Source organism: Actinospineispora acaciae DSM 45401 (genome assembly GCF_000620785.1).
Lineage (GTDB): Bacteria > Actinomycetota > Actinomycetes > Mycobacteriales > Pseudonocardiaceae > Pseudonocardia > Pseudonocardia acaciae.
This window is the reverse complement of record NZ_JIAI01000004.1, coordinates 104,916-126,283: the sequence shown is the minus strand read 5'-3', so window position 1 is coordinate 126,283 and position 21,368 is coordinate 104,916. Positions and strand designations below refer to the sequence as shown.

Here is a 21,368-nt window from a genome sequence, read left to right as displayed (position 1 = left end):
GGCCGTTGACATGCGGGGTACCAAGAGGGGTGACTCAGCGTGAAATGAGGGACCTATAGTTCACACAAATTGGGTGGCCGTTATGATCGAATTTCTCAATCCGGGAGATTGTCATGGCGTCCAGCGCGCTCAAGCGCGGTGCCACGGTCGTGCTGGAGCGCCTGGGCATGTACCTGTGGGGGTTCCGCCCACGTCTCATGGCGGCCATCGTCATCCAGCTCGGGCCGGTCCGAGCGCTGGTCTGGTTCGTGGTCCACATGCCCAGGTACCAGCGCACGCTCAAGCTCTACGGGCCGGTCCGCACCCACCTGCTGTGCACCGTCATCTCCCTGGTCAACGGCTGCCGGTACTGCACGTACGGCCACGCCCGCGCCCTGGAACTGTCCTACCTGCGTACACACCGGAGGCTGTTCCCGCTCAGCGAGCACACCATCGGACAGCTTCGCGGCAAACAACCGGGATTGATCAGGTACAGCATGGTGAGCGCCGCTCAGAGCGCCGGCCTCTACAGCGAGGTGCCCTGGATGGACCGGGCCATCGAGCTGACCCTCGCCGACGATCGCCGCCCCACCGAGTACAACGACGTCCGCATCTCGCGCCTGGTCGACATGATGAGCCTGCTCAACTCGGTCGGCATCGCCAGCAATGCCGAACCGGACGAGGCGCATTCCCCGCTCAACAAGGACCGCGCCCTCAACCGGCGCTACGACAGGTTGCGACCCGATCCGGAGGCGTAGCCCGAGGGCGCGCTGCTAGCGCACGACGGCGACCGGACAGCGGGCGTGGTGCAGCACGGAGTGGCTGACCGAGCCCAGCAACAGCCCGGCGAACCCGCCTCGTCCCCTGGTGCCGACCACGACCATGGCCGCGTGTTCGGAGGCGTCGGCCAGGATCCGGGACGCCGCCACCGGGATCGCCTCGCGGGTGACAGCCACGTCCGGATACTTCGACGCCCAGGCCTCGGTCGCCCGCTCCAGCAGCCGCTCGGCGGCGGCGATCCGCTCGGCGGTGTGCGTCCAGGCCGGGGCCCCGGTGCCGGTGGTCCGGCCGTCGTGGTCGCGCCAGCCGAACACCGCGGTCACCGGCACCTGGTCGCGCGCGGCGACCTGCATGGCGTAGCCCAGCGCGAGGTCGGCGCCGGCCGACCCGTCCACCCCGACCACGATCCGCCGCGCGTTCGGATCGGCCGTCTCGCGGGCCACCACGACCGGGCAGTGCGCGTGCGAGCACACCTGCTGGCTCACCGAGCCGAGCAACAGCCCGGAGAGGGCGGTGTGCCCGCGCGCGCCGAGCACGACCAGCGAGGCCTGCCGGCTGGCGCCGATGAGCACCTTCGCCGGCAGGTCGTTGACCACCTCGGACGTGACCGGCACGGCCGGCCTCGGGTCGAGCGCCGCCAGCGCCGCGTCCACGACCTCCTTCGCGGAGTCCCACAACGCCCGCTCGTCGGCCGGGGCCAGGGGCATCTCGGTGTAGATCGGGGGCAGCGCGTGCACCACGTGCAGCGGCACCCCGCGAGCCCTGGCCTCCTCGGCCGCCCGGGCGAGCCCCCGGGCGCTGTCCGAGGAAGCGTCGACGCCGGCAACAACCGCCTCTGGTGGCACGCTCATCTCGCTGCTCCTCACTCGGGTGTCCGTGTGGCGCCCAACCTGCCCCCGAGGACGTGCCGCCGGTAGGGCCGACCGTCCCTACCCGAGCCGCCATGGGCCCGACCGTCGCCAGAAAAGGTCGGAATACCCCGGGCCTGGGGGCTTTGGTGGCTGGTCGCCGTGGCCTCGGCGCGGAACCGTGGCGCGAGACCGGACGAGACTTCAGGGAGACGGCATGAGCAACAACGGGACGGTCGTGGTCGGGGTGGACGGCTCCGAGGGTTCGCTGGCGGCGCTGAGGGTCGCGGTGGAGGAGGCGCGGCGGCGTTCGGCGCTGTTGCGTGTGGTCACCGCGTACGAGCTGCCGAGCTACTGGGCGCTGCCGGCGGGGCCGGCGATCGGGGTCACGCCGGAGGAGATCGCGGAGAACGCCCGTGAGCAGACCCAGGCGGAGGTGGACCGGCTGCTGGCCGGGGATCCGGCGGCGCCGAAGGTGGAGGTGTTCGTCACGGCGGGGGCGGCGGCGAAGGTGTTGGTCGATGCCGCTGACGATGCCGGCCTGTTGGTGGTGGGCCATCGCGGGCGGGGTGGGTTCAGCAGCATGCTGCTGGGCTCGGTCGGGCTGGCGTGCGTGCTGCACGCGCCGTGCACGGTGACCGTGGTCCGGTAGCCGGGATGGTGGTGGCCGGCCGGTTGCTGCCGGCATCGCCGTGGCTGCTCATCGAGTCGGGCCTGGACCTGGAGTGGGAGCGGGTGGAGCCGTTGTGGTCAGGGCGATCGGGATGAGCCTCTCCTGGCCCGGGGTCGAGGTCGCGTCCGGCGCCGGCGAGAACGCCGGCGCCCCGGACCGGCGGCCGGGGGTGGTAGTGGTCGGGATCGACGGTTCGGCCCCGTCCCGCAACGCGCTGCGCTACGCGATGGCCGAGGCGTCGCGGCGAGGCGCCGGAGTGCGGCTGGTGTGGGCGTACGACCCGTCCGAACGGCGATCGACGGGCCAGGGTGGTGGCGCGGACGCGTCGCCGAGCCTCGTCGGCCCGTCCGTCGAGCTGGGTGCGCGGGCGTGGCGGATGGCCACCGGGCTGGCCGGGGCGGACCCTCGGCTGGCGAGCGTGCCGGTGGAGATCCGGGTGCTGGCCGGGCCGGCGGCGGGGGTCCTGCTGGCGGCCGCCCGCGACGCGGACCTGGTGGTGATCGGTCGCCGGAGCCGGTGCGGGCTGGCCAAGGCGCTGCTCGGCCCGGTCGGGCTGCACTGCGCGCTGCACTCCGAGGTCCCGGTGGTGATCGTCCCCGCCGACGCTCCCGCCGCCCGGAATCGGTGACTTTGGTCCTTCCGATCACCGGTCGTTCGACTTCGTCCGGTGCGGGCCGGCGGTCGTACCCTGAGCCCGAGGTCCCGCTCGGAAGGGGTGTCGAGAAGTGCTGAACGTCTTCTTGGTCGACGATCACGAGGTGGTGCGCCGCGGCGTTGCCGACCTGCTCGACGCCGAAGCCGACCTGACGATCGTCGGGCAGGCGTCGTCGGTGTCCGAGGCGCTGGCCCGCATCCCGGCGTTGCGCCCGGACGTGGTGGTGCTGGACGTGCGGCTGCCCGACGGCAACGGCGTGGAGCTGTGCCGCGAGCTGCGTTCCAGGTTGCCCGGGCTGAACTGCCTGATGTTGACCTCGTTCACCGACGAGCAGGCCATGATGGATGCCATCCTGGCCGGCGCCGGCGGTTACGTGATCAAGGACATCAAGGGCATGGAGCTGGTCTCGGCGGTGCGTACGGTCGGCTCCGGCCGGTCGTTGTTGGACAACCGGGCGGCCGCCGCGCTGATGTCCCGGCTGCGGGCCAGCGTGGAGAAGCCGGGTCCGCTGTCCGGGCTCACCGACCGGGAGCGCACGCTGCTGGAGCTGATCGGCGAGGGCCTGACCAACCGGCAGATCGCGCAGCGCATGTACCTGGCGGAGAAGACGGTCAAGAACTACGTGTCCCGGCTGCTCGGCAAGCTCGGCATGGAACGGCGCACCCAGGTCGCGGTGCTCGCCACCGAGCTCCGCGACCACCAGCGCCGGACGGGCTAGCTGGTCGCGGCGTCGACCGGCGCCACGCCGGCCGATCCGCCGCCGGCGATCAGCTCGACGGCCGGGGGCGAGGGGACGGCGGAGGGCGAACCGACGACCCCGGCCACCCGATGCCAAGACGTTCGACCCTGCCGGGGGCCAGCGCCGGGCTCGACGATTGCGTCCTAGGAGGTGAGCCACCATGGCTGACGTGCTCGTCACGGCCCAGCCCGTCGCGCCGGACGCCGAGCGACGTGCCGGGCGGCGGGTGGTCGTGTTCCTCGCGGACCCCGTCCCGCCCGAGTGGGTCCTGGACTGGTGCCGTGACCACGGCGGCCGGCCGTCGCTGCGGCAGACCTCGACCCGCCCGCCCCACGGCGCGCCCAGCGGCCTGCCCAGGGCCGTGGCCGAGCTGGCCGGTCACGAGATCCTGCTGCCGCGGCCGTCGCCCGACCACCCGCCGCGACCGGCCGGCGTGACCGTCGCGATCGGTGACCTCCCGAAGGACGCCGAGGTGCTGGCCGCCGCGGCCGATGCCGCCGCGCACCTGGGTACCGGCCTGGTGCTCGCCCACGGAGTGCCGCCCTCGTTCGCCGAGCGCAGTGTGGGCCTGGGCGCCGCGCTCTCCCGGGGCCGGTGGCTGCTCGACACCGCCGCGCGGCGGGTCGCCGCTCAGGTTCCCGGGCTGGCGGTGGCGCGGCGGCTGGAACGGGCCTGGCCGCACGAGTTGGTCAGCCAGGGGTCCGGGGTGTTCGACCCGGCCGGGCTGCTGGTGCTCGGCATGCCGGTCGCCGCCCGCGACGGCGGGGTGGGGCTGGTCGCGAGCAGCGCGCTGCACTTCTGGCCGAACGCGATCCTGTTCGTTCCCACGAGCCCGGCGTGATCAGGCCGGGCGCGCCCGCGCGGGTAGGTCGTTGCCGGTGATGACGCCGACCAGCCGGCCGTTGTCGACCACCGGCACCGTTCGGACCTGACGGCGACGCATGGCCTCGGCCAGCTCGGCGGGGTCGCCGTCCGGGGTCGCGACCAGCGCGACCGGAACCATCACGTCCTCGACGAGCAGGTCCGACCGGCCGGTCGCGCGCTGGCGGCGCAGCAGGTCCGCCTCGGTGAACATCCCCACCAGCCGGCCGTCGTCGAGCACCGGCAGCGCGCCGACATCGCTCAGCCCGATCACCAGCGCGGCATCCGCCGCCTCGCACCGGGGGTGGGTGGTGAACACCCTGGCGCTCATCAGCTCACCCACCTGTTGTGTCGTCCCTGCCGTCATCGCCGTGTCTCCTCGCTCATCTGGCGGCTGTATGCGGCCGGGATGACCGCGACCGGGCAGGGGGTGAACCCGATCAGGCCGCGGCTGGTGGACCCGACCGGCCGGCGCTCGAACGCCGTCTTCGTCAACGCCGCCTGTGCCATCGCTGCGGTCTCCTTCCGCCCCGGTGCCGTCCGGGGCTCCCGCCCAGCGTGGCCGCGCGGGCCGGCAGCGGCCTAGGGCAGCCGGCACCCGCACCCAAGGTCCAAGGGCCCCATCCGGTCGCCTCGACGGGGCGCCCCGTCACAGGTACAGGAGCACCGAGCTGAGCTCGCGCCGAGGCGTCGGGGCGAGCTCGTCGGCCGCGGCGGCGACGCGCCGACCAGGCCGACCGGCGGGGTGGCGACGCTGTCCGGGGTGATCCCGGCCTGGCTGCCGGCGTAGCGGCGGGTCCACAGTTGCAGCTCGGCGGCGTAGCCGGGGGAGCGCTGTTGTTCGCGGGCGGCGGCGTCGAGCGCGTCGGACAGGCGGCGCTTCAGGGCCGGCCCGGTGACCTGCCGCAGCCATGCGCCCTCGCGTACGGCCTGTGCCATGCACACCCGCACCGCGGTCGCCCGACGGCGCCCGCAACGCGGACCTGACGGCCTCGACGAGCACCTCGGTGCGATCCTCGACCTGACTCATCGCGTCGCTCCCATCGCGCCCGGCGCCGATCACCACGCCTGCCCGTCCCTCGCGTGCGTGGCTCATGACCTTCGCCCGATGTCACCGCGCGACCAGGGCACCAAGCCCTCAACCGGAAGGCCAACCGTCACCGAGGGAGAAGCTCGGAGGACTCCGCCGGTCAGCGGGACGGCGGCGGCCCGAGGATCTCCACCGCGTGCCGTGCGGCGGCGTGGCCGAGTGCGGCCGGGTCGACCGGGGTGGGGTCGGGCAGCCGGCGCTCGGCTGCCGGGACCGCGACCTCGGCGGCGAACCGCTCGAAGCCTCCGGGGCTGGTGATCTGCAGGGCGCGCAGCGGCTCGTGCGGGCCGACCAGGAACGTGTGGGGGCGGTTCACCGGCAGCAGGACGAAGTCGCCGGGTCCGGCGCGGAGTGCCTGGCCGTCGCAGTGGAACGTGGCGGTGCCGGCGAGGACGTAGAAGGCCTCGTCCTCGCGCAGGTGGCGGTGCAGTGGCGGGGCGAAGCCGGGCGGGTTGAGGAACTCGACGACCGTGAGGCGCCCGCCGGTCTGCGCGCCGCTGGCCTTGACGGTGGCCAGGCTGCCCAGGAACCACAACGCGTCGCCTTCGCCGTCTTGGAGAAGATAGGGGCCGTTCGTGGTCATGGCCGCTCCAGTTTTGGATATCCGCTGTCTATCGGATAGACGCAAGTATGGTGAAGTTATGCCGAAAGTCAATGGCGGGCGCCGCGCCTACCACTCGCCGACCCGGGCGGAGGCGGCCGAGCGGACCCGACGGGCGATCGTCGCCTCGGCCACCGTGTTGTTGACCGAGCGCGGTTACGCGGCGGCCTCGCTGCGCGAGATCGCCGAGCTGGCCGGGGTCGCGCGGCCGACGGTGGCGGCCGCCTTCGGCTCGAAGCCGGCCCTGCTGCGCCAGGTTCTCGACGAGGCGCTGGCCGGCGACGACGAACCGGTGCCGGTGGCCCAGCGGCCCTGGTTCGCCCCGGTCTGGGAGGCGACCGACCCGGCCGGGGTGCTCGACGCCTACGCCGGCGTGTGCACGCTCATCGCCGGGCGCGCCGCGCGGCTGTTCGAGGTCGTCCGGCGCGCCGCGGGCGACTCCGCCGACTGCGCCGAGCTCTGGACGACGTTGACGGCGAACCGCCGGGCGGGCGCCGCGATGGTGGTGCGGCGGGTGGTCGAGACCGGTCCACTGCGCACCGGCCTGGACTTCGACCGCGCCGTCGACGCGCTCTGGCTGTTCAACGACCCGGCGCACTACGACGCACTGGTGCTGCGGCGGGGCTGGCCCGAGGTCGACTACCGCGGCTGGCTGGCCACCCAGATGCGGGTCGCGCTGCTCGGCCCGGGGGTCGACGCGCCCGGCGGCGGGTGACCGCGCTGAGTCCGCTCGGACCGCTCAGACCGCGAAGAGCAGGGCGGCGCTGACGAGCATCACGACGGCCGTGGTGAGGTGGATCCCGAACGCGGTCGCCCTGGTCCCGCCGTGGCGGAGCACGACGAACATGTCGCCGAGGGGTATGGGGGCGAGCACCAGCATGAACAACGCCGAGGCCATGGGGTCGACGAAGGCCAGCAGGGCCAGGCCGAGCAGGCCGTAGCCGCCGTCGCGCAGGCCCTTGATCGTGAGGTAGGCGGGGTCGCCGTCGGCATTCGCCGGCACCCCGTACCCGGCGGCCGCCGGGACCGGGACGAACAGGAACCGAAGCCCGACCAACAGCAACATCAGGTTCAACGCGATGGCGAGACCGTAGGCGGCGTACGTCAGCATCCGAACTCCTTGGCTAGCGATGCTAGGAACACGAGCGACACTATCAGTGCATCGCTAGGCTGTCTAGCACTGCTAGAGTCGGGGTATGTCTATTCAGGCGCGCAGGGAGCGCGAGCGCGCGGAGCGGGAAAAGCTGATCGTCATCGCGGCCCGCGAGCTCGCCGAGGCCGAGGGCTGGGACGCGGTGACGACCCGGCGGCTCGCGGAGAAGGTCGAGTACAGCCAGCCGGTGCTCTATAGCCACTTCGACGGCAAGGATGCGATCGTGGCCGCCGTCGCGCTGGAGGGCTTCGCCGAGCTGGCCACGGAGCTGCGGGCCGCCCGGACGGCGGCCTCGGACGCGGACGCCGCTCTCGCCGCGGTCGCCCGCGCCTACACGGACTTCGCCGACCGGCGCCCCGCCCTCTACGACGCGATGTTCCGGCAGGCCGTCACCCTGCCGTTCGCCACCCCCGAGGCGCCGGCCGCGCTGCACGCGGGGTTCGGCGAGCTTGCCACGGCGGTCCGGCCGCACGCGGGCGACGACGACCCGGCGCTGCTGACGGAGACGTTCTGGGCCGCCCTGCACGGCCTGACCACGCTCACCCGAAGCGCCCGGCTGCCCGCCGCGCAGCGCGACACCAGGCTCGCGCTGCTCCTCGCCCGCTTCACCGGCCGCGCGTAGCGTCCGGTTGTGCGCGGGTGACCCGCGCGGCGTTGGAGCGGTTCAACGGCACGTCCATGTTGCCGCCGACGATCTCGGTGCGCAGGCGGTTGGTCGTCCGCCAGCCTTCGAGTGCCCGGTCCGGGTCGGTGGCGGCGACGGCGAGCAGTAGCGCGTCGACGAGCATGAGCTGCACGACGGGCGGTCCGGTCAGCGTGTTCTCGGTGGACGGGGTGACCAGGATGGTCTCCACCCGGTCGGCGAAGTGGCTGGCCAGCACCTCGGTGATCACGACGACGGGGCATCCGGCGCGGGCCGCCTCGCTGATCGCCACGTCGTGCTCGCGCACGTGGCGCAGCGGCGCGACCAGCACGAGCGCCGACGCCGCGCTCAGCTGGCCCAGTTCGTCGGCGAAGTTGTAGCCGGTCAGGCTGGTGGCGCTGGCCGTTCGTCCGATGCGCCGCAGGCCGAGGGCCAGGGCGTCGGCCACGGGCTGTGCCGATCCGTAGCCGACGATCAGGGCGTGCCCGGCGTCGGCGAGGATCCGGGTGGCGGTCTCGAAGACCTCGGCCGGCACGGCGCGCGGCAGGGCGCGGGCGAGCTGGGCGGCGTCCAGGCCGATGCGGTCGAGCAACCGGCCGCCGTCGTCGGAGCGGACCAGGTGCTCGGCCAGGGTCTGCTCGGGGTCGCGCACCGGGTTGAGCATGGCGGCGGCCGCCCGGCGCATCTCGGCGAGCCCGCTGTAGCCCAGCTGTTTGACGGTGCGCACGACTGTCGCGTCGCTCACGCCGGCCCGGTCCGCGATCTCCCGCGCGGAGAAGACCGAGGCCTCGGTCGGGTGCAGGGCGAGGAAGTCGACCACGCGGAGCCCGCCGTCGCCGAGCTGGTCCCGGAGCTGGGCGATCCGCTTCGTCAGGTCGGACGTCATCTAGTGGCCACTAGACGTTCTCGGTTTCATGCAGTACACACTACATCGCAGGCGATGGTGCGACGCGGCGGAGGTGAGGGCGTGACGCCCACCGTGAGGTTGACCGCGTGGTCGCTGGTCCTGGCGCTGACGATGTCGGGGTGCGCGCTGGGTTCGTCCGCCGCCCCGGACCCGGCGCTGGTCGAGCGCCCGCACGGGCGGTGCGATCCGGCGTTGGCGGCGGCGGTGCCCCCGGCGGTGCGCGAGCGCGGCGGCGTCCTGGTCGGCATGGTGCCGGACAGCCCGCCGATGGGCTACCACGCCGAGGACGACGCGACGATCGTCGGCTTCGACCGGGACATGAGCCAGGCGATCGCCGACGTGCTCTGCCTGCCTGCGGAGCCGGTCCCCACCAGCCTCGACGCCATCGTGCCCGGCCTGGCCGCCGGGCGCTACGACATGATCCTGGCCTCGCTGAGCCCGACGGCGGAGCGCCAGAAGAAGGCCGACTTCGTCACCTACTACAACGGCGGGCAGGGCTTCCTGGCCAGGAGCGACACGGACTTCGCCGTCCACTCCTACCCGGACCTGTGTGGCCGCGTCGTCGGCGTGGTGGTCGGGTCCGTGCAGCAGGGCCAGCTGGACCAGGCGGCCGACACCTGCGCCAGGGCCGGCCGCCCGGACTGGCAGCTGCGCCTGTATCCCACCGGGACCGCCGCGGCGCTGGCCCTGCGCGCCGACCGCATCGAGGTCCTCTACTTCTCGATCTCGCTCACCCAGTACGTGGCGGCGAAGTCGCCGGGCCTGTTCCGGCTGGCCGGCCGCTACAAGCGGGCGCTGGTGGCCGCCGGTTTCGCCAAGGGCTCGCCGCTGACCGGCCCGGTCCACGAGGCGGTGCGGCGGCTGATGGCGGACGGGACCTACCTGGCGATCCTCGACAAGTGGGGCCTGCGGGACAACGAGCTCGACCACACCGACATCCTCGACGGAAGGTCATGACGGTGATGACTGACACTCCGGCCGCCGGCGCCACCGAGCTCCCGGCGCGGATCCTGTCCAGGAGGAGGTACGGGGACTGGGTCGCCGGCGTGCTGGTGGCGCTCGCCGTCGCGGTGCTGCTGGTCTCGGCGGTCACCAACGAGAACTTCGCGTGGGCGACGTTCGGCCGCTACGTGTTCGGCCCCGCGATCCTCGCCGGGCTGGTGCGGACCGTCGAGCTGGCAGTGGTCGTGATGGCGCTGTCCATCGTGGTCGGCGTCGCGCTGGCGATGATGCGGCAGTCGTCGAACAAGGTGCTCAACGCGATCTCGCTCGCCTACATCTGGCTGTTCCGCGCGACCCCGCTGCTGGTGCTGCTCCTGCTGCTCTACAACCTGGCGGCGCTGTACCCGAGGCTCGCGCTGGGCATCCCGTCCGGCCCGGACCTCGTGTCGGTGGCGACCAACACCGTCGTCACGGTGACCGGCGCCGCGATCATCGGGCTCACGCTGCACGAGTCGGCGTACTGCGCGGAGATCTTCCGCGCCGGGCTGATCTCGGTGGACCACGGCCAGCGCGAGGCCGCCGAGGCGCTGGCCATGCCGGGCTGGCTGATGATGCGGCGGATCATCCTGCCGCAGGCCATGCGCGCCATCGTCCCGCCGCTGACCAACCAGTTCGTCAACGTGGTGAAGACGACCTCGATCGTCAGCGTGATCTCCATGCCCGAGCTGCTCTACAGCGCCCAGATCATCTACGCCCGCACCTTCGAGACGATCCCGCTGCTGCTGGTCGTCACCTTCTGGTACCTGGTGCTCACCGCGGTGCTCACCGTCGCGCAGCGCTACGTCGAGCGGTACTTCAACCGGGGCCGGGCCGGCGCGTCGGCGGCCGGCTCCCGCAGGCTGTCCCAGCTCGCGCTGGAGGCCGGGCGATGAGCGCGCGCCCGGCGGTCGAGATGCGTGGCGTGCACAAGCTCTACGGCTCCCTGCACGTGCTGTGCGACGTGGACCTGGTGGTGGAACCAGGCGAGGTCGTCTGCCTGATCGGACCGTCCGGGTCCGGGAAGAGCACCCTGCTGCGCTGCATCAACCACCTGGAGAACATCCAGGCCGGCACGATCGCGGTGGACGGGGAGCTGGTCGGCTACCGCCGGCGCGGCCGCGACCTGGTCGAGGCGACGGCGAGGGAAACCCGGATCGCGCGCCGACGCATCGGCATGGTGTTCCAGCAGTTCAACCTGTTCGGCCACCTCACGGTGTTGCAGAACCTGGTCGAGGCGCCGATCCGCGTGCAGCGGGTGCCGCGCGGTGAGGCCGTCGCTCGGGCCGAGGAGCTGCTCGGCAGGGTCGGCCTCGCGGACAAGCACGCGGCCTACCCCGCCCAGCTCTCGGGCGGGCAGCAGCAGCGGGTGGCGATCGCGCGCGCCCTGTGCATGCGGCCGAAGCTGATGCTCTGCGACGAGCCGACCAGCGCGCTGGATCCCGAGCTGGTCGGCGAGGTGCTCGCGGTGCTCAGGGACCTGGCGAAGATCGAGATGACGATGCTGGTCGTCACCCACGAGATGGGCTTCGCGCGCCAGGTCGCGGACACCGTGGTGTTCATGGACCGGGGACGGATCGTGGAGCACGGGCCGGCCGCCCGGGTGCTCGACGCGCCCCGGCACGAACGCACGCAACGTTTCCTCGAAAGGGTCGGCTGAGATGGAGGGTGTACCGGTGCGGTCCGTGGAGTACGTGGTCGTCGGTGGGGGCGTGGTGGGTGCCGCGACGGCGTGGAACCTCGCGCGCCGCGGCGCCGAGGTGACGCTGCTGGAGGCGCGGGAGCTGGCCTGCGGTGCGTCCGGCGGTCCGGGCCGTCGGGGCGTCCGGGCCGGGGGCCGTGACCTGCGCGAGCTGCCCCTCGCGCGCCGGGCGCTGGAGCTGTGGCCCGAGCTGGACGGCCTGCTCGGCGCCGCCACCGGCTATCGACGCAACGGCCTGCTCAACCTCTACGACGTCGAGATCGCCGGCGTCGCCGGCTGGCAGAGCCTGGCGGCCAGGGCGCAGGCGCAGCGGGCGGCGGGCGTGCCGTCCGAGATCGTCGAGCGGGACCGCCTGGACGAGATGCAGCCCGGCATCGCCGACGACGTGCGGTACGCCCTCTACACCCCGCACGACGGCACCGCCGACCACCCGGCCACGACCAGGGCGTTCGCGAAGGCGGCCGAGGGGCTCGGCGCCGCCGTCGTCGAACACACCACCGTGGCGGGGCTCGCGCCGGACGCGGACGGCGCCGCGGTCACGCTGGAGCTGGCCACCGGGGAGCGGCTGCGCGCCGGCCGCGGCGTGGTCCTCGCGGCCAACCGGTCCACGCCGCGCCTGCTCAGGGACGCCGTCGGGGTCACGCTGCACCTGTGGGAGAAGGCGACCCAGATCACCTTCGTCACCGCCCCACCCGGGTTCGTGCTCAACCACCAGCTCGGCCACGGCCGCCGGTCGCTGTCGGTGAAGGTCACCGACGACGGCGCGGTGATGCTCTCCGGCGGACGGCCCGGCGGCTGGGATCCCGTCGCGGGGGTCGGGACGACCGATCCGGACGTGCTCCGCACTACCCTCGCCGACCTGGCCGCGACCCTGCCCGCCCTGGCCGGGGCGGAGGTCCTGGCCGTGGACAACAGCCGGGCCGACACCAGCACGATCGACCTGATCCCCGTGATCGACACCCTGCCCGGCCTGCCCTCGGTCGTGGTGGCCGCCGGCTGGAGCGGGCACGGCTTCGCCCTGGCCCCCGCCGTCGCCGAGGCGCTCACCACCTGGGTGCTCGACGGTGACCGCCCGTACCCGCTGCGGCCCTTCACCCTCGACCGCCTCGGCGCCACGGCCACCGGGTCGTGGCCGACGCTTACCGGACCGTGACGTCGAGGCCGTCGAGGACCGTCGGGCCGGCGTGCGTCGCGGGAAGCTCGACCTCGGCGCGGACCAGCCGGCCGGGGCCCTCCCGCAGTTCGACGTCCACCCGGCCGTCGCCGAGGTGAACACCTGGGGCGCGGCGGCGACGCAGGCCGCATCCGCTGAGCAGCTCGGCGAGCGGTTCGGGCTCGGGGACCGCGAGGACGACCGCGCGAAGGCGGGGTCCGTCGGGCGGTCCGGCCGGCAGCGGCGTGCGCCAGTCGATGAGGAACGGCAGGTAGGGATGCAGGGCGCCCGGTCCGAGCTCGCAGGTCCGCCAGGACAGGTGCTCGCCGTCGGGTGTGGTGCGAGCCCCTTCCTGGACATCGCCCGGGGTGTGGCCGGCGGCGATGACCTCGGCCCGCGTCGCATCGATGTCGTCGACGGCGATCGCCCATGACAGCGGGCCGGGGCTGGCCCGCACCCGCCGGGCGTTCGGGCTGGTGGCGGCCGGATCCGCGCCGATCAGCTCGATGTAGGCCGGCTCGGGTCCTCGGACGAGCGCGTTGCTGGTCCCGGCGGGATGGTGTCCACCCAGCTCGGCGCGCAGCCCGGCCCGCGTCCACCGCGCGGCCGCGGCGGGCACGTCGGTGACGGCGACGAGCAGATGGTCCACGCGGGTCATGGCTCAGGTTCCCGGCGCGACGATGATCTTGCCGACCACGCCGCGCTGTTCGAGCAGGGTGAGCGCCTCGTCGGCCCGGTGCAGCGGGAACGTCGAGTCGATGGTGGGGGTCAGCCGCCCGTCGCCGATCAGGTCGAGCAGCGCGTGCAGGTCCTCGCGGTTCCATCCGTTCGAGCCGATGACGTTGAGCTCGAACGTCCAGATGAACCGCAGGTCGGTCTTGGGGTCGTAGCCCGCGGTCGCTCCGCAGGTGAGGACCCGGCCGTTGTTGTGCAGGCACCGCAGCGTCGGCACCCAGGTGTCGCCACCGGTGAAGTTGACGACGACGTCGACGCCGCCGTCGCCCCAGACCCTGGGCTTGCCATACCGCTCGTGGACGGCGTGCGTGAGCTTCTCGGTCGTGTAGTTGATGCCTTCGTCGGCGCCCATCTCCTTGAGCCGGGCCAGCTTCTCGTCGGTGGAGGCCGCGACGGCGACGTGGGCGCCCGCGAGCCGGGCCAGTTGGACGCAGCAGGTGCCGACCCCGCCCGAGGCGCCGAGGATCAGCACCTTCTCGTCCCGCGCCACCCGGCCCCGGGTCACCATCATGCGGTACGCGGTGCCGTAGGCGACCGGAAGGGCGGCGGCGTCGGCATAGGAGACCTGGTCGGGCAGCGGGATGAGGGTGTGCGCGCCGACCTCGCAGTACTCCGCGAGACCGCCGTCCATCATCTCGCCGATCAGCTTGTTCCGCCGGCGGTCCAGCGGGTCGACGAGCACCCGGTCGCCCGGCTTGAAGTCGGTGACACCCGGGCCGACGGCGACGACGTCACCGGCCATGTCGATGCCCATGATGATCGGCATCGGGACCTTGATGCCCGGCATGCCGCGCATGGTGAAGATGTCGTGGTAGTTGAGCGAGCATGCCTTCACGGCGATGACCACGCTGCCCTCGTGCGGCGTGGGGTCCGGCCACGACCGCTCGAAGCGCAGGTCACGGACGGTCCCGTGGGAGTGCAGGACGTGGGCCTTCATGGTCTGCTCCTAACCGGGTGTCGTCGAGTAGGTGCCGCGCCCCACGGCCGTGAGCCGGCCCTGTTCGTCGTGCACGTCGACATCCGCGACGGCGACGGTGCGCCCGGCGCGGCGGACCGTCGCGGTGGCCACCAGCGCGTCCCCGGTACTGGGCCGCAGGTAGTCGACCCGGAAGTTGACGGTCGGCACCCCGCCCCCGGTCGCGAGGGCGACCGCGAAGTCGCCGGCGATGTCGATGAGCGAGGCGATCGGCCCGCCGTGGAACCAGCCCGAGCCCTCGTCGCGGCGAAGCTGTGGCCGCATCGGCATGCGCAGCGTCACCCGCTGCCGGTCGCGGTCGAGCTTCTCGCAGGTGATGCCGAGGAAGGCGATGAACGGCGAGCCATCCAGCCAGCCCTGCAATGTCGTCGTGGTCAGCTCGGGCGGGTTCACGGCGGCATCCTCCGTAGGTCGTCTGGTCACGGTGACCACCCGTGGGTTCGTTCCAGCTCGATCGCCAGTTGCGCCAGGGCGTTTCGGTCGGTCTTGTTCGTGCCGGCGAGGGGCAGGTCGGGCCGGAAGCTGACCCGGCGCGGATGCAGGTGCGGCGCGCCGTGGCGCAGCGCGTGCTCCTTGACCGAGGCGGCGTCGAGCGGGCGGTCGTCGACCGGGACCACGAACGCCACCGGGATCCGGCCCCGCTCGGGGTCGGGCAGCGACACCACGGCGGCCTGGTGAACGGCGGGGTTGCGCTCGAGCAGCCGCTCGACCTCGCCGGGGTAGATGTTCTCGCCGGCGCAGACGAACATGTCGTCGGCCCGCCCGACGAAGGTGTAGAAGCCGTCCTCGTCGCGCCGCATGACGTCGCCGCTGGTGTACCAGTCGTCGCGGACGACGGCCGAGGTGCGCTCGGGCAGGTTGTGGTAGCCGCGCATGACCGCCGGGTTGCGCATGAGCAGGACGCCCTCGTCGGGCGAGGGCCCGTCGACCAGCCGCAGATCGCTGCCGGGCAGCGGGTAGCCCAGGGCGCGCGGCGGGGTGGGCAGGCCGTCCGGGTGCGGTCCGAATACGGCCGGGCCCGCCTCGGTCGTCCCGTAGGAGAGGGAGACCCGGCATTCCGGCAGCAGCGCCCGGGTCCGCGCGATCAGCTCGTCGCTGGTCGGGGCCGAACCCAGGGTGAGGGTGCGCACGGAGGACAGGTCGGCGCGGCCGGCCTCGGCCTCCCGCAGCGTCCGCACCCACATCGTGGGTACGGCGGCCACCGTGTCGACGGCGTAGTGCTCGATGGCGGCCGCGTAGGGGCCGGCCGCGAAGGCGGGCTGGAGGATGACCGTGTCGGCGGACAGCAGCGCGAGCGCGACCGTGACCAGCCCGTTCATGTGGAACAGCGGCTGCGCGAGGATCTGGGTGTGGCGCTGCGCCGGGCGGGTCGCCGCCATCGTGCGCAGTGCCCAGAGCTGCCCGGCGTGGGTCAGCGACACGCCCTTGGGCCGGCCGCTGGACCCGGAGGTGTAGAGCAGCTCGGCCTCGGCGCCGTCCGGCGGTTCGACGGCCGCGAACTCCTGGGCCACGACCGAGGCCGCGAACCCGTCGGGACCGGGGTCGTCGAAGTCCACCACGTCCAGGCCCGGTGGCACGAGGTGGCGGCGGCCGGCGTCGACGAAGGCCAGGCGGAGCCCGGCGTCGTCGATGATGTAGGCGAGCGACTCGGCCGGCAGCTTGATGCTCAGCGGTACGGCGACCCCGCCGGCCAGCATGGCGCCGAAGTAGGCCGCGAGGTACTCGACGCGGTTGAGCGCGAGGATGCCCACCCGCTCGCCGGGGCGTAGGCCACGGCCGGCCAGGTGCGCGGCCACACCCCCGGCCATCCTGGCCAGGTCGCGGTGGGTGACCTGGACGGGCTCCTCGGGGTTGCGCAGGTCGACGACGGCGACCGTGGACGAATCCTCGTCGTGAGCGGCAACGACATCGCCGAGGTTCTGGGCGTCGCGCACAGGCCACCTTTCGCGTTCAACGGCGGGACCGATCACACGGGAATACTGAATAAGTTACTTGTATAGTCAGAGACCGGTCAAGCACGGCGTCCGAGTGCACCGAACTGCTGGGAGAATGGCCGCCGACCGACTCGAGGGAGGCATCATGAGCAAGGCGGCGCCGTCCCGGCCTGCCGGACAGGGACTCACCCGCCCCGAGCGCGCGCCCGGTCAGGGCATCGCCGACTGGGTCTTCGAGTCGATCAAGGCCGACGTGCTGAGCGGTCGCGTCGCCGCCGAGGAGATCCTGGTCGAGGGCGCGCTCGCGGAGCGTTTCGGGGTGAGCCGGGGGCCGGCCCGCGAGGCGCTGCAGCGGTTGCGCCGCACCGGCCTGGTCCGCAGCGTGCCGAGGGTCGGCTACATCGTGGCCGGGGTGGGGCTGCGCGACTACGACGAGGTCTTCCAGATCAGGATCGCGCTCGAACCCCTCGCCGCCGAGCTCGCCACCGACAGGATCGCCCGGGGGCTCGCCGACCCCGCGCGCCTGCTCGAGCTCGCCGGCTCGACGCTGCCGTTCGCGACCGACCCGTCCCCGGACCGGGGACAGCGGCACGCGGACCTCAACCACGACTTTCACCATGAGATCGCCGCGCTGTCCGGCAACGGCCGCCTCGCCGCCGCGATCGACTCGGTGCACGACGAGCTGCAGCGGGTGCTCACCCTCGTCACCTACGACCTGTCCACGCTCGGCGAGATGACCGACGACCACGTGGCCATCGCCCGCGCCGTCACCGCCGGTGACCCCGCCGCGGCGCGGGAGCTCATGCGCGACCAGCTCACCCGGGCGTACACCCTGATGCGCGACTACGCCGTGACCGACGGCGGAATGGCGCCGTATCGCGGGTAGATCGCGGGTAGTCAGTCCACACCGGCCGGCGACCGAACGTCCGCCTCCGCGCCGTGCAGCGGCAGCCGGGACGTCTCCGGGACGACGAAGGCGACGGTCAGCAGCACCGCCACCGCGACCACCGTGATGTAGACGGCGGGCGCCACCGGGTGCCCGGTGCCGGAGGCGAGGGCCTGGCTGACGAACGCCGCGGTGCCGCCGAAGAGGGTGTAGGACGCCGTCTGGCTCAGCGCGCTGCCGGTGTAGCGGACCCTGGTCGGGAAGGCCTCCACCATGACCGCCCCGCCACCGCCGAGCGTGATCGCCGTCCCGAGCAGCAGCAGCCCGAGACCGGCGCCGGCGCCGAGCATGGAGCCGCTGGAGAGCAGCAGGAACGCCGGCACGCTGAGCACCGCCAGCGCCGCCGCGCCGATCATGAGGACGGGCCGGCGGCCCCATCGGTCCGACACCCTGCCGAACAGCGGGATGAGCACCGAGAGCACGATCGTGGCGACGCTGCTGGACAGCAGCGCGCTGTTCGGGCTGAACCCGACGGTCTCGGAAAGGAACGTCGGGATATAGGTGAGGATCGTGTACGTCGACAGCGACATCAGTGCGCCGACGGCGAAAACCGAGATGATCTGCCGTGGAAACTCCCTCAGGGCGCGGCGCACCGGGGCCTTCTCGACGGCGTTGGCCCGCGCGATCTCGCGGAACGCCGGGCTCTCGTCGAACCGGTTGCGGATGTAGAAACCCACCAGGGCGAGCACGCCGCCGATCAGGAACGGGGTCCGCCAGCCCCACGCGAGGTAGGCCTCCGGGGACAGCGTCAGGCGCAGGGCGAGCAGGAACAGCGCCACCACCGCGCCGGGAAGCACCGTCGCGGCCGTGTTGACGCCGCAGAGCAGCCCGCGCCGGCGCCCCGAGGTGGACTCCAGGAGGAACGACAGCGACCCGACCCACTCGCCGGTCGCGGCGAACCCCTGCAGGACGCGGCACACGATGAGCAGGGCAGGCGCGAGCAGGCCGACCTGGCTGTAGGTCGGCAGCAGGCCGACGGCGAACGTCGCCGCTCCCATGAGGACGATGACGATGGTGAGCACGTTGCGCCGGCCCAGCCGATCGCCGAGCGTCCCCCAGAACGGACTGGCCAGCGGCCGGACCACATAGCTCACGCCGTACACCGCGAAGGTCGCGAGCAGCGCCGCGTTCGGGTCCGCCGAGGGGAAGAACAGCGTCGCCAGCACCGAGGCGACGTACGCGTAGGCCAGGTAGTCGAACCACTCGACGAGGTTGCCGACCGTCGTGGCGAGCAGCAGCCGACCCGCTGGCCGGGGTGGTTCCACGGACTGCGCCATGCGGACTCCTTCGACGCCGGCACCGGGGTCAATGGCGCACCCGACCGGATGCAGCGACCCTAGGAAGGAACCCTGAGTAGGTCAATAGTCTAATCAGCCTCCAAGCCTGGCGGTGAACCCTGGGAGAAACCCATTGAACTTCTTATAGTTGGCCGATGTTGGACTCGCGGCACATCCAGACGTTCCACGAGGTCGTGCGCTCGGGCTCGTACTCGGCGGCGGCCCGGTCGCTTGGCTGCACCCAACCGGCCGTCAGCCAGCAGATGCGGTCCCTCGAACGCGCCGTGGGCACGCCGCTGTTCACCCGGTCCGGGCGCACCCTGCGGCTGACCGAGGCCGGCGAGCTGCTCTCCCGCCACGCCGAGGTCATCCTGGGCGACCTGCGGTCCGCGGCCCAGCAGGTGGCCGCGATCAGGCGCCTGGCCGCGGGCCGGGTGCGGTTGTGCACCTTCCCGAGCGCCTGCGCCACCATCGTCGCCTCGGCCGTCACCCACCTGCGGGCCACCAACCCGGGCATCCGGGTTCAGCTGCTGGAGGCCGAGCCCCCGGACTCGCTGGCGATGGTGCCGGCCGGCGACTGCGAGATCGCGCTCGCCTTCAGCTACGACCTGTCCGCGCCGACCGAACGCGAGGATCTCGCGGTCACGCCGCTGCTGGACGACGAGATGGTGGTGGTGCTGCCGGCCAGCCACCCGCTGACCCGCCGGCGGGCACTGGAAGTGGGCGAACTGGCCGACGAGACCTGGATCGCCGGCTGCCCCCGGTGCCGCGCCACGTTCGTCGAGGCGTGCGCGGGCGCCGGCTTCACCCCGGACATCGCGTTCACCACCGACGACAACCTGGCGATGCAGAGCCTGGTGGTCGCGGGTTCGGGCATCGCGGTGATGCCGAGCCTGGTCCTGTCCTTCCTGCGGCACCCCCGGCTGGTCGCGCGCCCGCTGCGCCCGGCGGTCCACCGTGCCGTGGCCGCCTACACCCTGCCCGAGTACCTGCACGTCCCCGCCACCGCGACCATGCTCGCGGCGCTGCGTCACACCTCGACCCAGCTCCGACCCGGTCGCCCGGGCGTCCACGGGACCCCGACCTATAACTAGCCCTTGGATGTGTCCAAGGTTCCGCGGTCTGGTGCCGATGCATGGGGCGGCACACACTCGGCGGAGGGTCGCGGTCGACACCCTGGCATCCGCCGCGGCCCTTGCCAGCCCTTTCGGACAAGGACCAGACCCATGTCGACGCACACCTTCGAGGTCACCGAGCTGACACCGCTGATCGCCCCCGTCCGCGCCGCCGTCCGGCGCGGGCTGTCCCCGGCCGACACCGCCGACGTCGTCGCCGCGCGGCTGTCCGGCTACCTCACCGAGGGCCGTCCGCTGCCCGAGCGGTACCGGCGGGCGAGCCCGGACCACTACGTCCAGCACCTCATCCACGTCGAGGACGACGGCAGCTTCTCCGTCGTGGCCCTGGTGTGGCTGCCCGGACAGTGCACCCCCATCCACGACCACCGCGCGTGGTGCGTCGCGGGCGTGGCCGAGGGCCAGGAACACGAGCAGCGCTACGAACTGCGCACCGACCCCTTGGCCACCCCGCACCTCGTCCCCACCGCCGAGGTCACCAACCACCCCGGCGACGTGTCCGCGCTGGCACCCCCCGGCGACATCCACCGCGTCGCCAACTCCTCGGACGCACTCACCATCTCGCTGCACATCTACGGAGCGGACATCGCCGCACTGGGCAGCAGCGTGCGCCGGGTCTACGACAACCCCGTCACACGAGCCTGAAGCGCTCGGGGTGGGGACGGTTACGTGGGTCGGTCCGCCGCCTCGGCGCAGGCGCGCACGAACCCGAGGGCGGTCGCCGATGTCGTGTCCTTCGGCCAGACGACGGCTACCTTGCTGCCGCTGACGCCGTCGACGGGACGGTAGGCGATGTCGGGGCGTTGGTAGTAGCGGGCGGTGGCGAGCGGGGTGAAGGCGATCCCGAGGCCGTTGGCGATCGCGATCAGCCACTCGTCGGGGCGTTTGGCGACGGCGCCGATGCGGATCGGGTGGCCGCCGCGCTGGTCGGCGGCGAGGCAGTAGTCCCGCCAGGCGCCGGACTCCTCGGGTGGTGCCACGAACGGTTCGTCGAGGAGCTGGTCGAGGCGGATCAGGTCGCTGGTCGCGAGTGGGTGTGAGCTGGCGAGCGCGACGCAGCGCGGCTCCTCCAGCAGGACGTGGCTGGTGAACGTGTCGTCCAGCGGGACCGGCAGGCGGAGCAGGGCGACGTCGACGGCGCCGCCGGCCAGGCCGGCGGTCGGGTCCTGCCAGTCGGTCTGGCTCATCTCGACGCGCCAGCCGGGGTGGCGCTCGGCGAACATCCGCAGGATGGTCGGCGTCATCTCGTTCGCGGCGCTGGCGACGAAGCCGACGCGCAGCACCTGGCTCTCGACGGCGGCGACCTCGCGCACCGACGTCAGGGTCGTCGCCCAGGCGTCCAGGAGGGTCTGCGCGTCACGCAGCAGCAGCGCGCCGGCGTTGGTCAGCTCGACGCGGCGGCTGGTGCGGCGGAACAGCTGGATGCGCAGGTTGCGTTCGAGCTGGCGGATCTGCTTGCTCAGCGACGGTTGCGCGATGTGCAGCTCCTCGGCGGCGCGGCTGAAGCTCAGCCGTTGCGCGACGGCGACGAAGTAGCGCAGGTGACGCAGGTCGGCGTCCATGCCAGCAGGCTATAGCCACAGGTCTTGGACGTCGCCGGTGCGA

The 21,368-nt window shown here is 72.8% G+C and carries 27 protein-coding genes; 14 read left to right on the top strand and 13 right to left on the bottom strand.

The window, feature by feature from the left end; translation table 11 throughout:
* The first annotated feature begins 113 nt into the window (after nucleotides 1-113).
* Nucleotides 114-737, top strand: coding sequence for a hypothetical protein (locus N912_RS0120705; protein WP_028923901.1), 624 nt, complete (start codon nucleotides 114-116; stop codon nucleotides 735-737).
* A gap of 15 nt (nucleotides 738-752) precedes the next feature.
* Here the strand turns inward: N912_RS0120705 and N912_RS0120700 are convergent, their stop codons facing one another.
* Nucleotides 753-1,610 (bottom strand): universal stress protein, encoded by an 858-nt coding sequence (locus N912_RS0120700; protein ID WP_028923900.1) that lies wholly within the window; start codon nucleotides 1,608-1,610, stop codon nucleotides 753-755.
* A gap of 214 nt (nucleotides 1,611-1,824) precedes the next feature.
* Between N912_RS0120700 and N912_RS0120695 the strand changes: the two genes are divergently transcribed.
* The 4 genes from N912_RS0120695 (at nucleotide 1,825) to N912_RS60535 (ending at nucleotide 4,515) form a co-directional block, all read left to right on the top strand.
* Nucleotides 1,825-2,259: a universal stress protein gene (locus tag N912_RS0120695; protein WP_028923899.1), complete on the top strand. Its 435-nt coding sequence runs from the start codon at nucleotides 1,825-1,827 to the stop codon at nucleotides 2,257-2,259.
* A 112-nt stretch (nucleotides 2,260-2,371) separates the two neighbouring features.
* Complete coding sequence (locus tag N912_RS53440; RefSeq protein ID WP_051580520.1) at nucleotides 2,372-2,908, top strand: universal stress protein; 537 nt, start codon at nucleotides 2,372-2,374, stop codon at nucleotides 2,906-2,908.
* Nucleotides 2,909-3,005: 97 nt separating this feature from the next.
* Entirely contained in the window at nucleotides 3,006-3,653 is a 648-nt protein-coding gene (locus N912_RS0120680) for a response regulator (protein ID WP_028923898.1), read from the top strand.
* A 181-nt stretch (nucleotides 3,654-3,834) separates the two neighbouring features.
* The gene (locus N912_RS60535) at nucleotides 3,835-4,515 is read left to right on the top strand and encodes a hypothetical protein (protein ID WP_051580519.1); all 681 of its coding nucleotides are present in this window, start codon (nucleotides 3,835-3,837) and stop codon (nucleotides 4,513-4,515) included.
* Here N912_RS60535 and N912_RS53435 read toward each other — a convergent pair whose 3' ends face one another.
* From N912_RS53435 to N912_RS0120660, 4 genes are all read right to left on the bottom strand, one after another.
* Nucleotides 4,516-4,902, bottom strand: a complete 387-nt coding sequence (locus N912_RS53435; RefSeq protein ID WP_084211058.1) for a CBS domain-containing protein — start codon at nucleotides 4,900-4,902, stop codon at nucleotides 4,516-4,518. It lies immediately after the preceding gene.
* The gene (locus N912_RS63600; protein ID WP_156993814.1) at nucleotides 4,899-5,045 is read right to left on the bottom strand and encodes a hypothetical protein; all 147 of its coding nucleotides are present in this window, start codon (nucleotides 5,043-5,045) and stop codon (nucleotides 4,899-4,901) included. Before N912_RS63600 ends, N912_RS53435 begins: the two co-directional genes overlap by 4 nt.
* Before the next feature lie 72 nt (nucleotides 5,046-5,117).
* The gene (locus N912_RS0120665) at nucleotides 5,118-5,474 is read right to left on the bottom strand and encodes a hypothetical protein (RefSeq protein WP_156993812.1); all 357 of its coding nucleotides are present in this window, start codon (nucleotides 5,472-5,474) and stop codon (nucleotides 5,118-5,120) included.
* A gap of 251 nt (nucleotides 5,475-5,725) precedes the next feature.
* Nucleotides 5,726-6,208, bottom strand: coding sequence for a quercetin 2,3-dioxygenase (locus N912_RS0120660; RefSeq protein WP_028923896.1), 483 nt, complete (start codon nucleotides 6,206-6,208; stop codon nucleotides 5,726-5,728).
* A gap of 58 nt (nucleotides 6,209-6,266) precedes the next feature.
* Between N912_RS0120660 and N912_RS0120655 the strand changes: the two genes are divergently transcribed.
* Entirely contained in the window at nucleotides 6,267-6,941 is a 675-nt protein-coding gene (locus N912_RS0120655) for a TetR/AcrR family transcriptional regulator (RefSeq protein WP_028923895.1), read from the top strand.
* 24 nt (nucleotides 6,942-6,965) lie between these two features.
* On the opposite strand, the gene N912_RS0120650 is transcribed toward N912_RS0120655, so the two are convergent.
* Entirely contained in the window at nucleotides 6,966-7,337 is a 372-nt protein-coding gene (locus N912_RS0120650; protein ID WP_028923894.1) for a DUF4267 domain-containing protein, read from the bottom strand.
* 85 nt (nucleotides 7,338-7,422) lie between these two features.
* Here N912_RS0120650 and N912_RS0120645 point away from each other — a divergent pair, with 85 nt between their 5' ends.
* Entirely contained in the window at nucleotides 7,423-8,001 is a 579-nt protein-coding gene (locus N912_RS0120645) for a TetR/AcrR family transcriptional regulator (protein WP_028923893.1), read from the top strand.
* On the opposite strand, the gene N912_RS53430 is transcribed toward N912_RS0120645, so the two are convergent.
* Nucleotides 7,985-8,908 carry a MurR/RpiR family transcriptional regulator gene (locus N912_RS53430; protein ID WP_037065785.1) on the bottom strand — a complete coding sequence of 308 codons (924 nt, stop codon included), beginning with the start codon at nucleotides 8,906-8,908 and terminating at the stop codon, nucleotides 7,985-7,987. The genes N912_RS0120645 and N912_RS53430 overlap by 17 nt on opposite strands.
* An 81-nt stretch (nucleotides 8,909-8,989) precedes the next feature.
* Between N912_RS53430 and N912_RS53425 the strand changes: the two genes are divergently transcribed.
* From N912_RS53425 to N912_RS53420, 4 genes are read left to right on the top strand one after another with little or no spacing between them, the layout of a single operon-like run.
* Entirely contained in the window at nucleotides 8,990-9,886 is an 897-nt protein-coding gene (locus N912_RS53425; RefSeq protein ID WP_169747919.1) for a transporter substrate-binding domain-containing protein, read from the top strand.
* 5 nt (nucleotides 9,887-9,891) lie between these two features.
* Nucleotides 9,892-10,803, top strand: coding sequence for an amino acid ABC transporter permease (locus tag N912_RS0120630; RefSeq protein ID WP_028923892.1), 912 nt, complete (start codon nucleotides 9,892-9,894; stop codon nucleotides 10,801-10,803).
* Nucleotides 10,800-11,567, top strand: a complete 768-nt coding sequence (locus tag N912_RS0120625; protein WP_028923891.1) for an amino acid ABC transporter ATP-binding protein — start codon at nucleotides 10,800-10,802, stop codon at nucleotides 11,565-11,567. The genes N912_RS0120630 and N912_RS0120625 overlap by 4 nt, the downstream gene beginning before the upstream one ends.
* 1 nt (nucleotide 11,568) lies before the next feature.
* Nucleotides 11,569-12,762, top strand: coding sequence for an FAD-dependent oxidoreductase (locus N912_RS53420; protein WP_051580516.1), 1,194 nt, complete (start codon nucleotides 11,569-11,571; stop codon nucleotides 12,760-12,762).
* On the opposite strand, the gene N912_RS53415 is transcribed toward N912_RS53420, so the two are convergent.
* The 4 genes from N912_RS53415 to N912_RS0120600 are packed head-to-tail and all read right to left on the bottom strand — an operon-like array spanning nucleotide 12,749 to nucleotide 16,407.
* Nucleotides 12,749-13,420, bottom strand: a complete 672-nt coding sequence (locus tag N912_RS53415; RefSeq protein WP_051580515.1) for a VOC family protein — start codon at nucleotides 13,418-13,420, stop codon at nucleotides 12,749-12,751. The genes N912_RS53420 and N912_RS53415 overlap by 14 nt on opposite strands.
* A 3-nt stretch (nucleotides 13,421-13,423) precedes the next feature.
* On the bottom strand, nucleotides 13,424-14,434 hold the full coding sequence (locus N912_RS0120610; protein WP_028923890.1) for a zinc-binding dehydrogenase: 1,011 nt from the start codon (nucleotides 14,432-14,434) through the stop codon (nucleotides 13,424-13,426).
* Between the two features lie 9 nt (nucleotides 14,435-14,443).
* Nucleotides 14,444-14,866, bottom strand: a complete 423-nt coding sequence (locus N912_RS0120605; protein ID WP_028923889.1) for a PaaI family thioesterase — start codon at nucleotides 14,864-14,866, stop codon at nucleotides 14,444-14,446.
* A 26-nt stretch (nucleotides 14,867-14,892) separates the two neighbouring features.
* Nucleotides 14,893-16,407 (bottom strand): class I adenylate-forming enzyme family protein, encoded by a 1,515-nt coding sequence (locus N912_RS0120600; RefSeq protein ID WP_028923888.1) that lies wholly within the window; start codon nucleotides 16,405-16,407, stop codon nucleotides 14,893-14,895.
* Between the two features lie 145 nt (nucleotides 16,408-16,552).
* On the opposite strand from N912_RS0120600, the gene N912_RS60530 reads away from it, so the two are divergent.
* On the top strand, nucleotides 16,553-17,293 hold the full coding sequence (locus N912_RS60530) for a GntR family transcriptional regulator (protein WP_169747917.1): 741 nt from the start codon (nucleotides 16,553-16,555) through the stop codon (nucleotides 17,291-17,293).
* Between the two features lie 11 nt (nucleotides 17,294-17,304).
* Here N912_RS60530 and N912_RS53405 read toward each other — a convergent pair whose 3' ends face one another.
* Nucleotides 17,305-18,630 (bottom strand): MFS transporter, encoded by a 1,326-nt coding sequence (locus N912_RS53405; RefSeq protein ID WP_037065784.1) that lies wholly within the window; start codon nucleotides 18,628-18,630, stop codon nucleotides 17,305-17,307.
* 155 nt (nucleotides 18,631-18,785) lie between these two features.
* Between N912_RS53405 and N912_RS53400 the strand changes: the two genes are divergently transcribed.
* A complete protein-coding gene (locus N912_RS53400) occupies nucleotides 18,786-19,724 on the top strand; it encodes a LysR family transcriptional regulator (RefSeq protein ID WP_051580513.1) in 939 nt (312 codons plus the stop codon).
* Nucleotides 19,725-19,856: 132 nt separating this feature from the next.
* Nucleotides 19,857-20,408, top strand: coding sequence for a cysteine dioxygenase family protein (locus N912_RS0120580; RefSeq protein WP_028923887.1), 552 nt, complete (start codon nucleotides 19,857-19,859; stop codon nucleotides 20,406-20,408).
* Between the two features lie 20 nt (nucleotides 20,409-20,428).
* On the opposite strand, the gene N912_RS0120575 is transcribed toward N912_RS0120580, so the two are convergent.
* Entirely contained in the window at nucleotides 20,429-21,325 is an 897-nt protein-coding gene (locus N912_RS0120575) for a LysR family transcriptional regulator (RefSeq protein ID WP_028923886.1), read from the bottom strand.
* Nucleotides 21,326-21,368: the final 43 nt, after the last annotated feature.

Excerpts from the sequence above, each read along its gene's own strand:
- N912_RS0120705 (WP_028923901.1), top strand. The coding sequence starts at position 114 with ATGGCGTCCAGCGCGCTCAAGCGCGGTGCCACGGTCGTGCTGGAGCGC.
- N912_RS0120700 (WP_028923900.1), bottom strand. The coding sequence starts at position 1,610 with ATGAGCGTGCCACCAGAGGCGGTTGTTGCCGGCGTCGACGCTTCCTCG.
- N912_RS0120695 (WP_028923899.1), top strand. The coding sequence starts at position 1,825 with ATGAGCAACAACGGGACGGTCGTGGTCGGGGTGGACGGCTCCGAGGGT.
- N912_RS53440 (WP_051580520.1), top strand. The coding sequence starts at position 2,372 with ATGAGCCTCTCCTGGCCCGGGGTCGAGGTCGCGTCCGGCGCCGGCGAG.
- N912_RS60535 (WP_051580519.1), top strand. The coding sequence starts at position 3,835 with ATGGCTGACGTGCTCGTCACGGCCCAGCCCGTCGCGCCGGACGCCGAG.
- N912_RS53435 (WP_084211058.1), bottom strand. The coding sequence starts at position 4,902 with ATGACGGCAGGGACGACACAACAGGTGGGTGAGCTGATGAGCGCCAGG.
- N912_RS63600 (WP_156993814.1), bottom strand. The coding sequence starts at position 5,045 with ATGGCACAGGCGGCGTTGACGAAGACGGCGTTCGAGCGCCGGCCGGTC.
- N912_RS0120665 (WP_156993812.1), bottom strand. The coding sequence starts at position 5,474 with ATGGCACAGGCCGTACGCGAGGGCGCATGGCTGCGGCAGGTCACCGGG.
- N912_RS0120660 (WP_028923896.1), bottom strand. The coding sequence starts at position 6,208 with ATGACCACGAACGGCCCCTATCTTCTCCAAGACGGCGAAGGCGACGCG.
- N912_RS0120655 (WP_028923895.1), top strand. The coding sequence starts at position 6,267 with ATGCCGAAAGTCAATGGCGGGCGCCGCGCCTACCACTCGCCGACCCGG.
- N912_RS0120650 (WP_028923894.1), bottom strand. The coding sequence starts at position 7,337 with ATGCTGACGTACGCCGCCTACGGTCTCGCCATCGCGTTGAACCTGATG.
- N912_RS0120645 (WP_028923893.1), top strand. The coding sequence starts at position 7,423 with ATGTCTATTCAGGCGCGCAGGGAGCGCGAGCGCGCGGAGCGGGAAAAG.
- N912_RS53430 (WP_037065785.1), bottom strand. The coding sequence starts at position 8,908 with ATGACGTCCGACCTGACGAAGCGGATCGCCCAGCTCCGGGACCAGCTC.
- N912_RS0120630 (WP_028923892.1), top strand. The coding sequence starts at position 9,892 with ATGACTGACACTCCGGCCGCCGGCGCCACCGAGCTCCCGGCGCGGATC.
- N912_RS0120625 (WP_028923891.1), top strand. The coding sequence starts at position 10,800 with ATGAGCGCGCGCCCGGCGGTCGAGATGCGTGGCGTGCACAAGCTCTAC.
- N912_RS53420 (WP_051580516.1), top strand. The coding sequence starts at position 11,569 with ATGGAGGGTGTACCGGTGCGGTCCGTGGAGTACGTGGTCGTCGGTGGG.
- N912_RS53415 (WP_051580515.1), bottom strand. The coding sequence starts at position 13,420 with ATGACCCGCGTGGACCATCTGCTCGTCGCCGTCACCGACGTGCCCGCC.
- N912_RS0120610 (WP_028923890.1), bottom strand. The coding sequence starts at position 14,434 with ATGAAGGCCCACGTCCTGCACTCCCACGGGACCGTCCGTGACCTGCGC.
- N912_RS60530 (WP_169747917.1), top strand. The coding sequence starts at position 16,553 with ATGAGCAAGGCGGCGCCGTCCCGGCCTGCCGGACAGGGACTCACCCGC.
- N912_RS53405 (WP_037065784.1), bottom strand. The coding sequence starts at position 18,630 with ATGGCGCAGTCCGTGGAACCACCCCGGCCAGCGGGTCGGCTGCTGCTC.
- N912_RS53400 (WP_051580513.1), top strand. The coding sequence starts at position 18,786 with ATGTTGGACTCGCGGCACATCCAGACGTTCCACGAGGTCGTGCGCTCG.
- N912_RS0120580 (WP_028923887.1), top strand. The coding sequence starts at position 19,857 with ATGTCGACGCACACCTTCGAGGTCACCGAGCTGACACCGCTGATCGCC.
- N912_RS0120575 (WP_028923886.1), bottom strand. The coding sequence starts at position 21,325 with ATGGACGCCGACCTGCGTCACCTGCGCTACTTCGTCGCCGTCGCGCAA.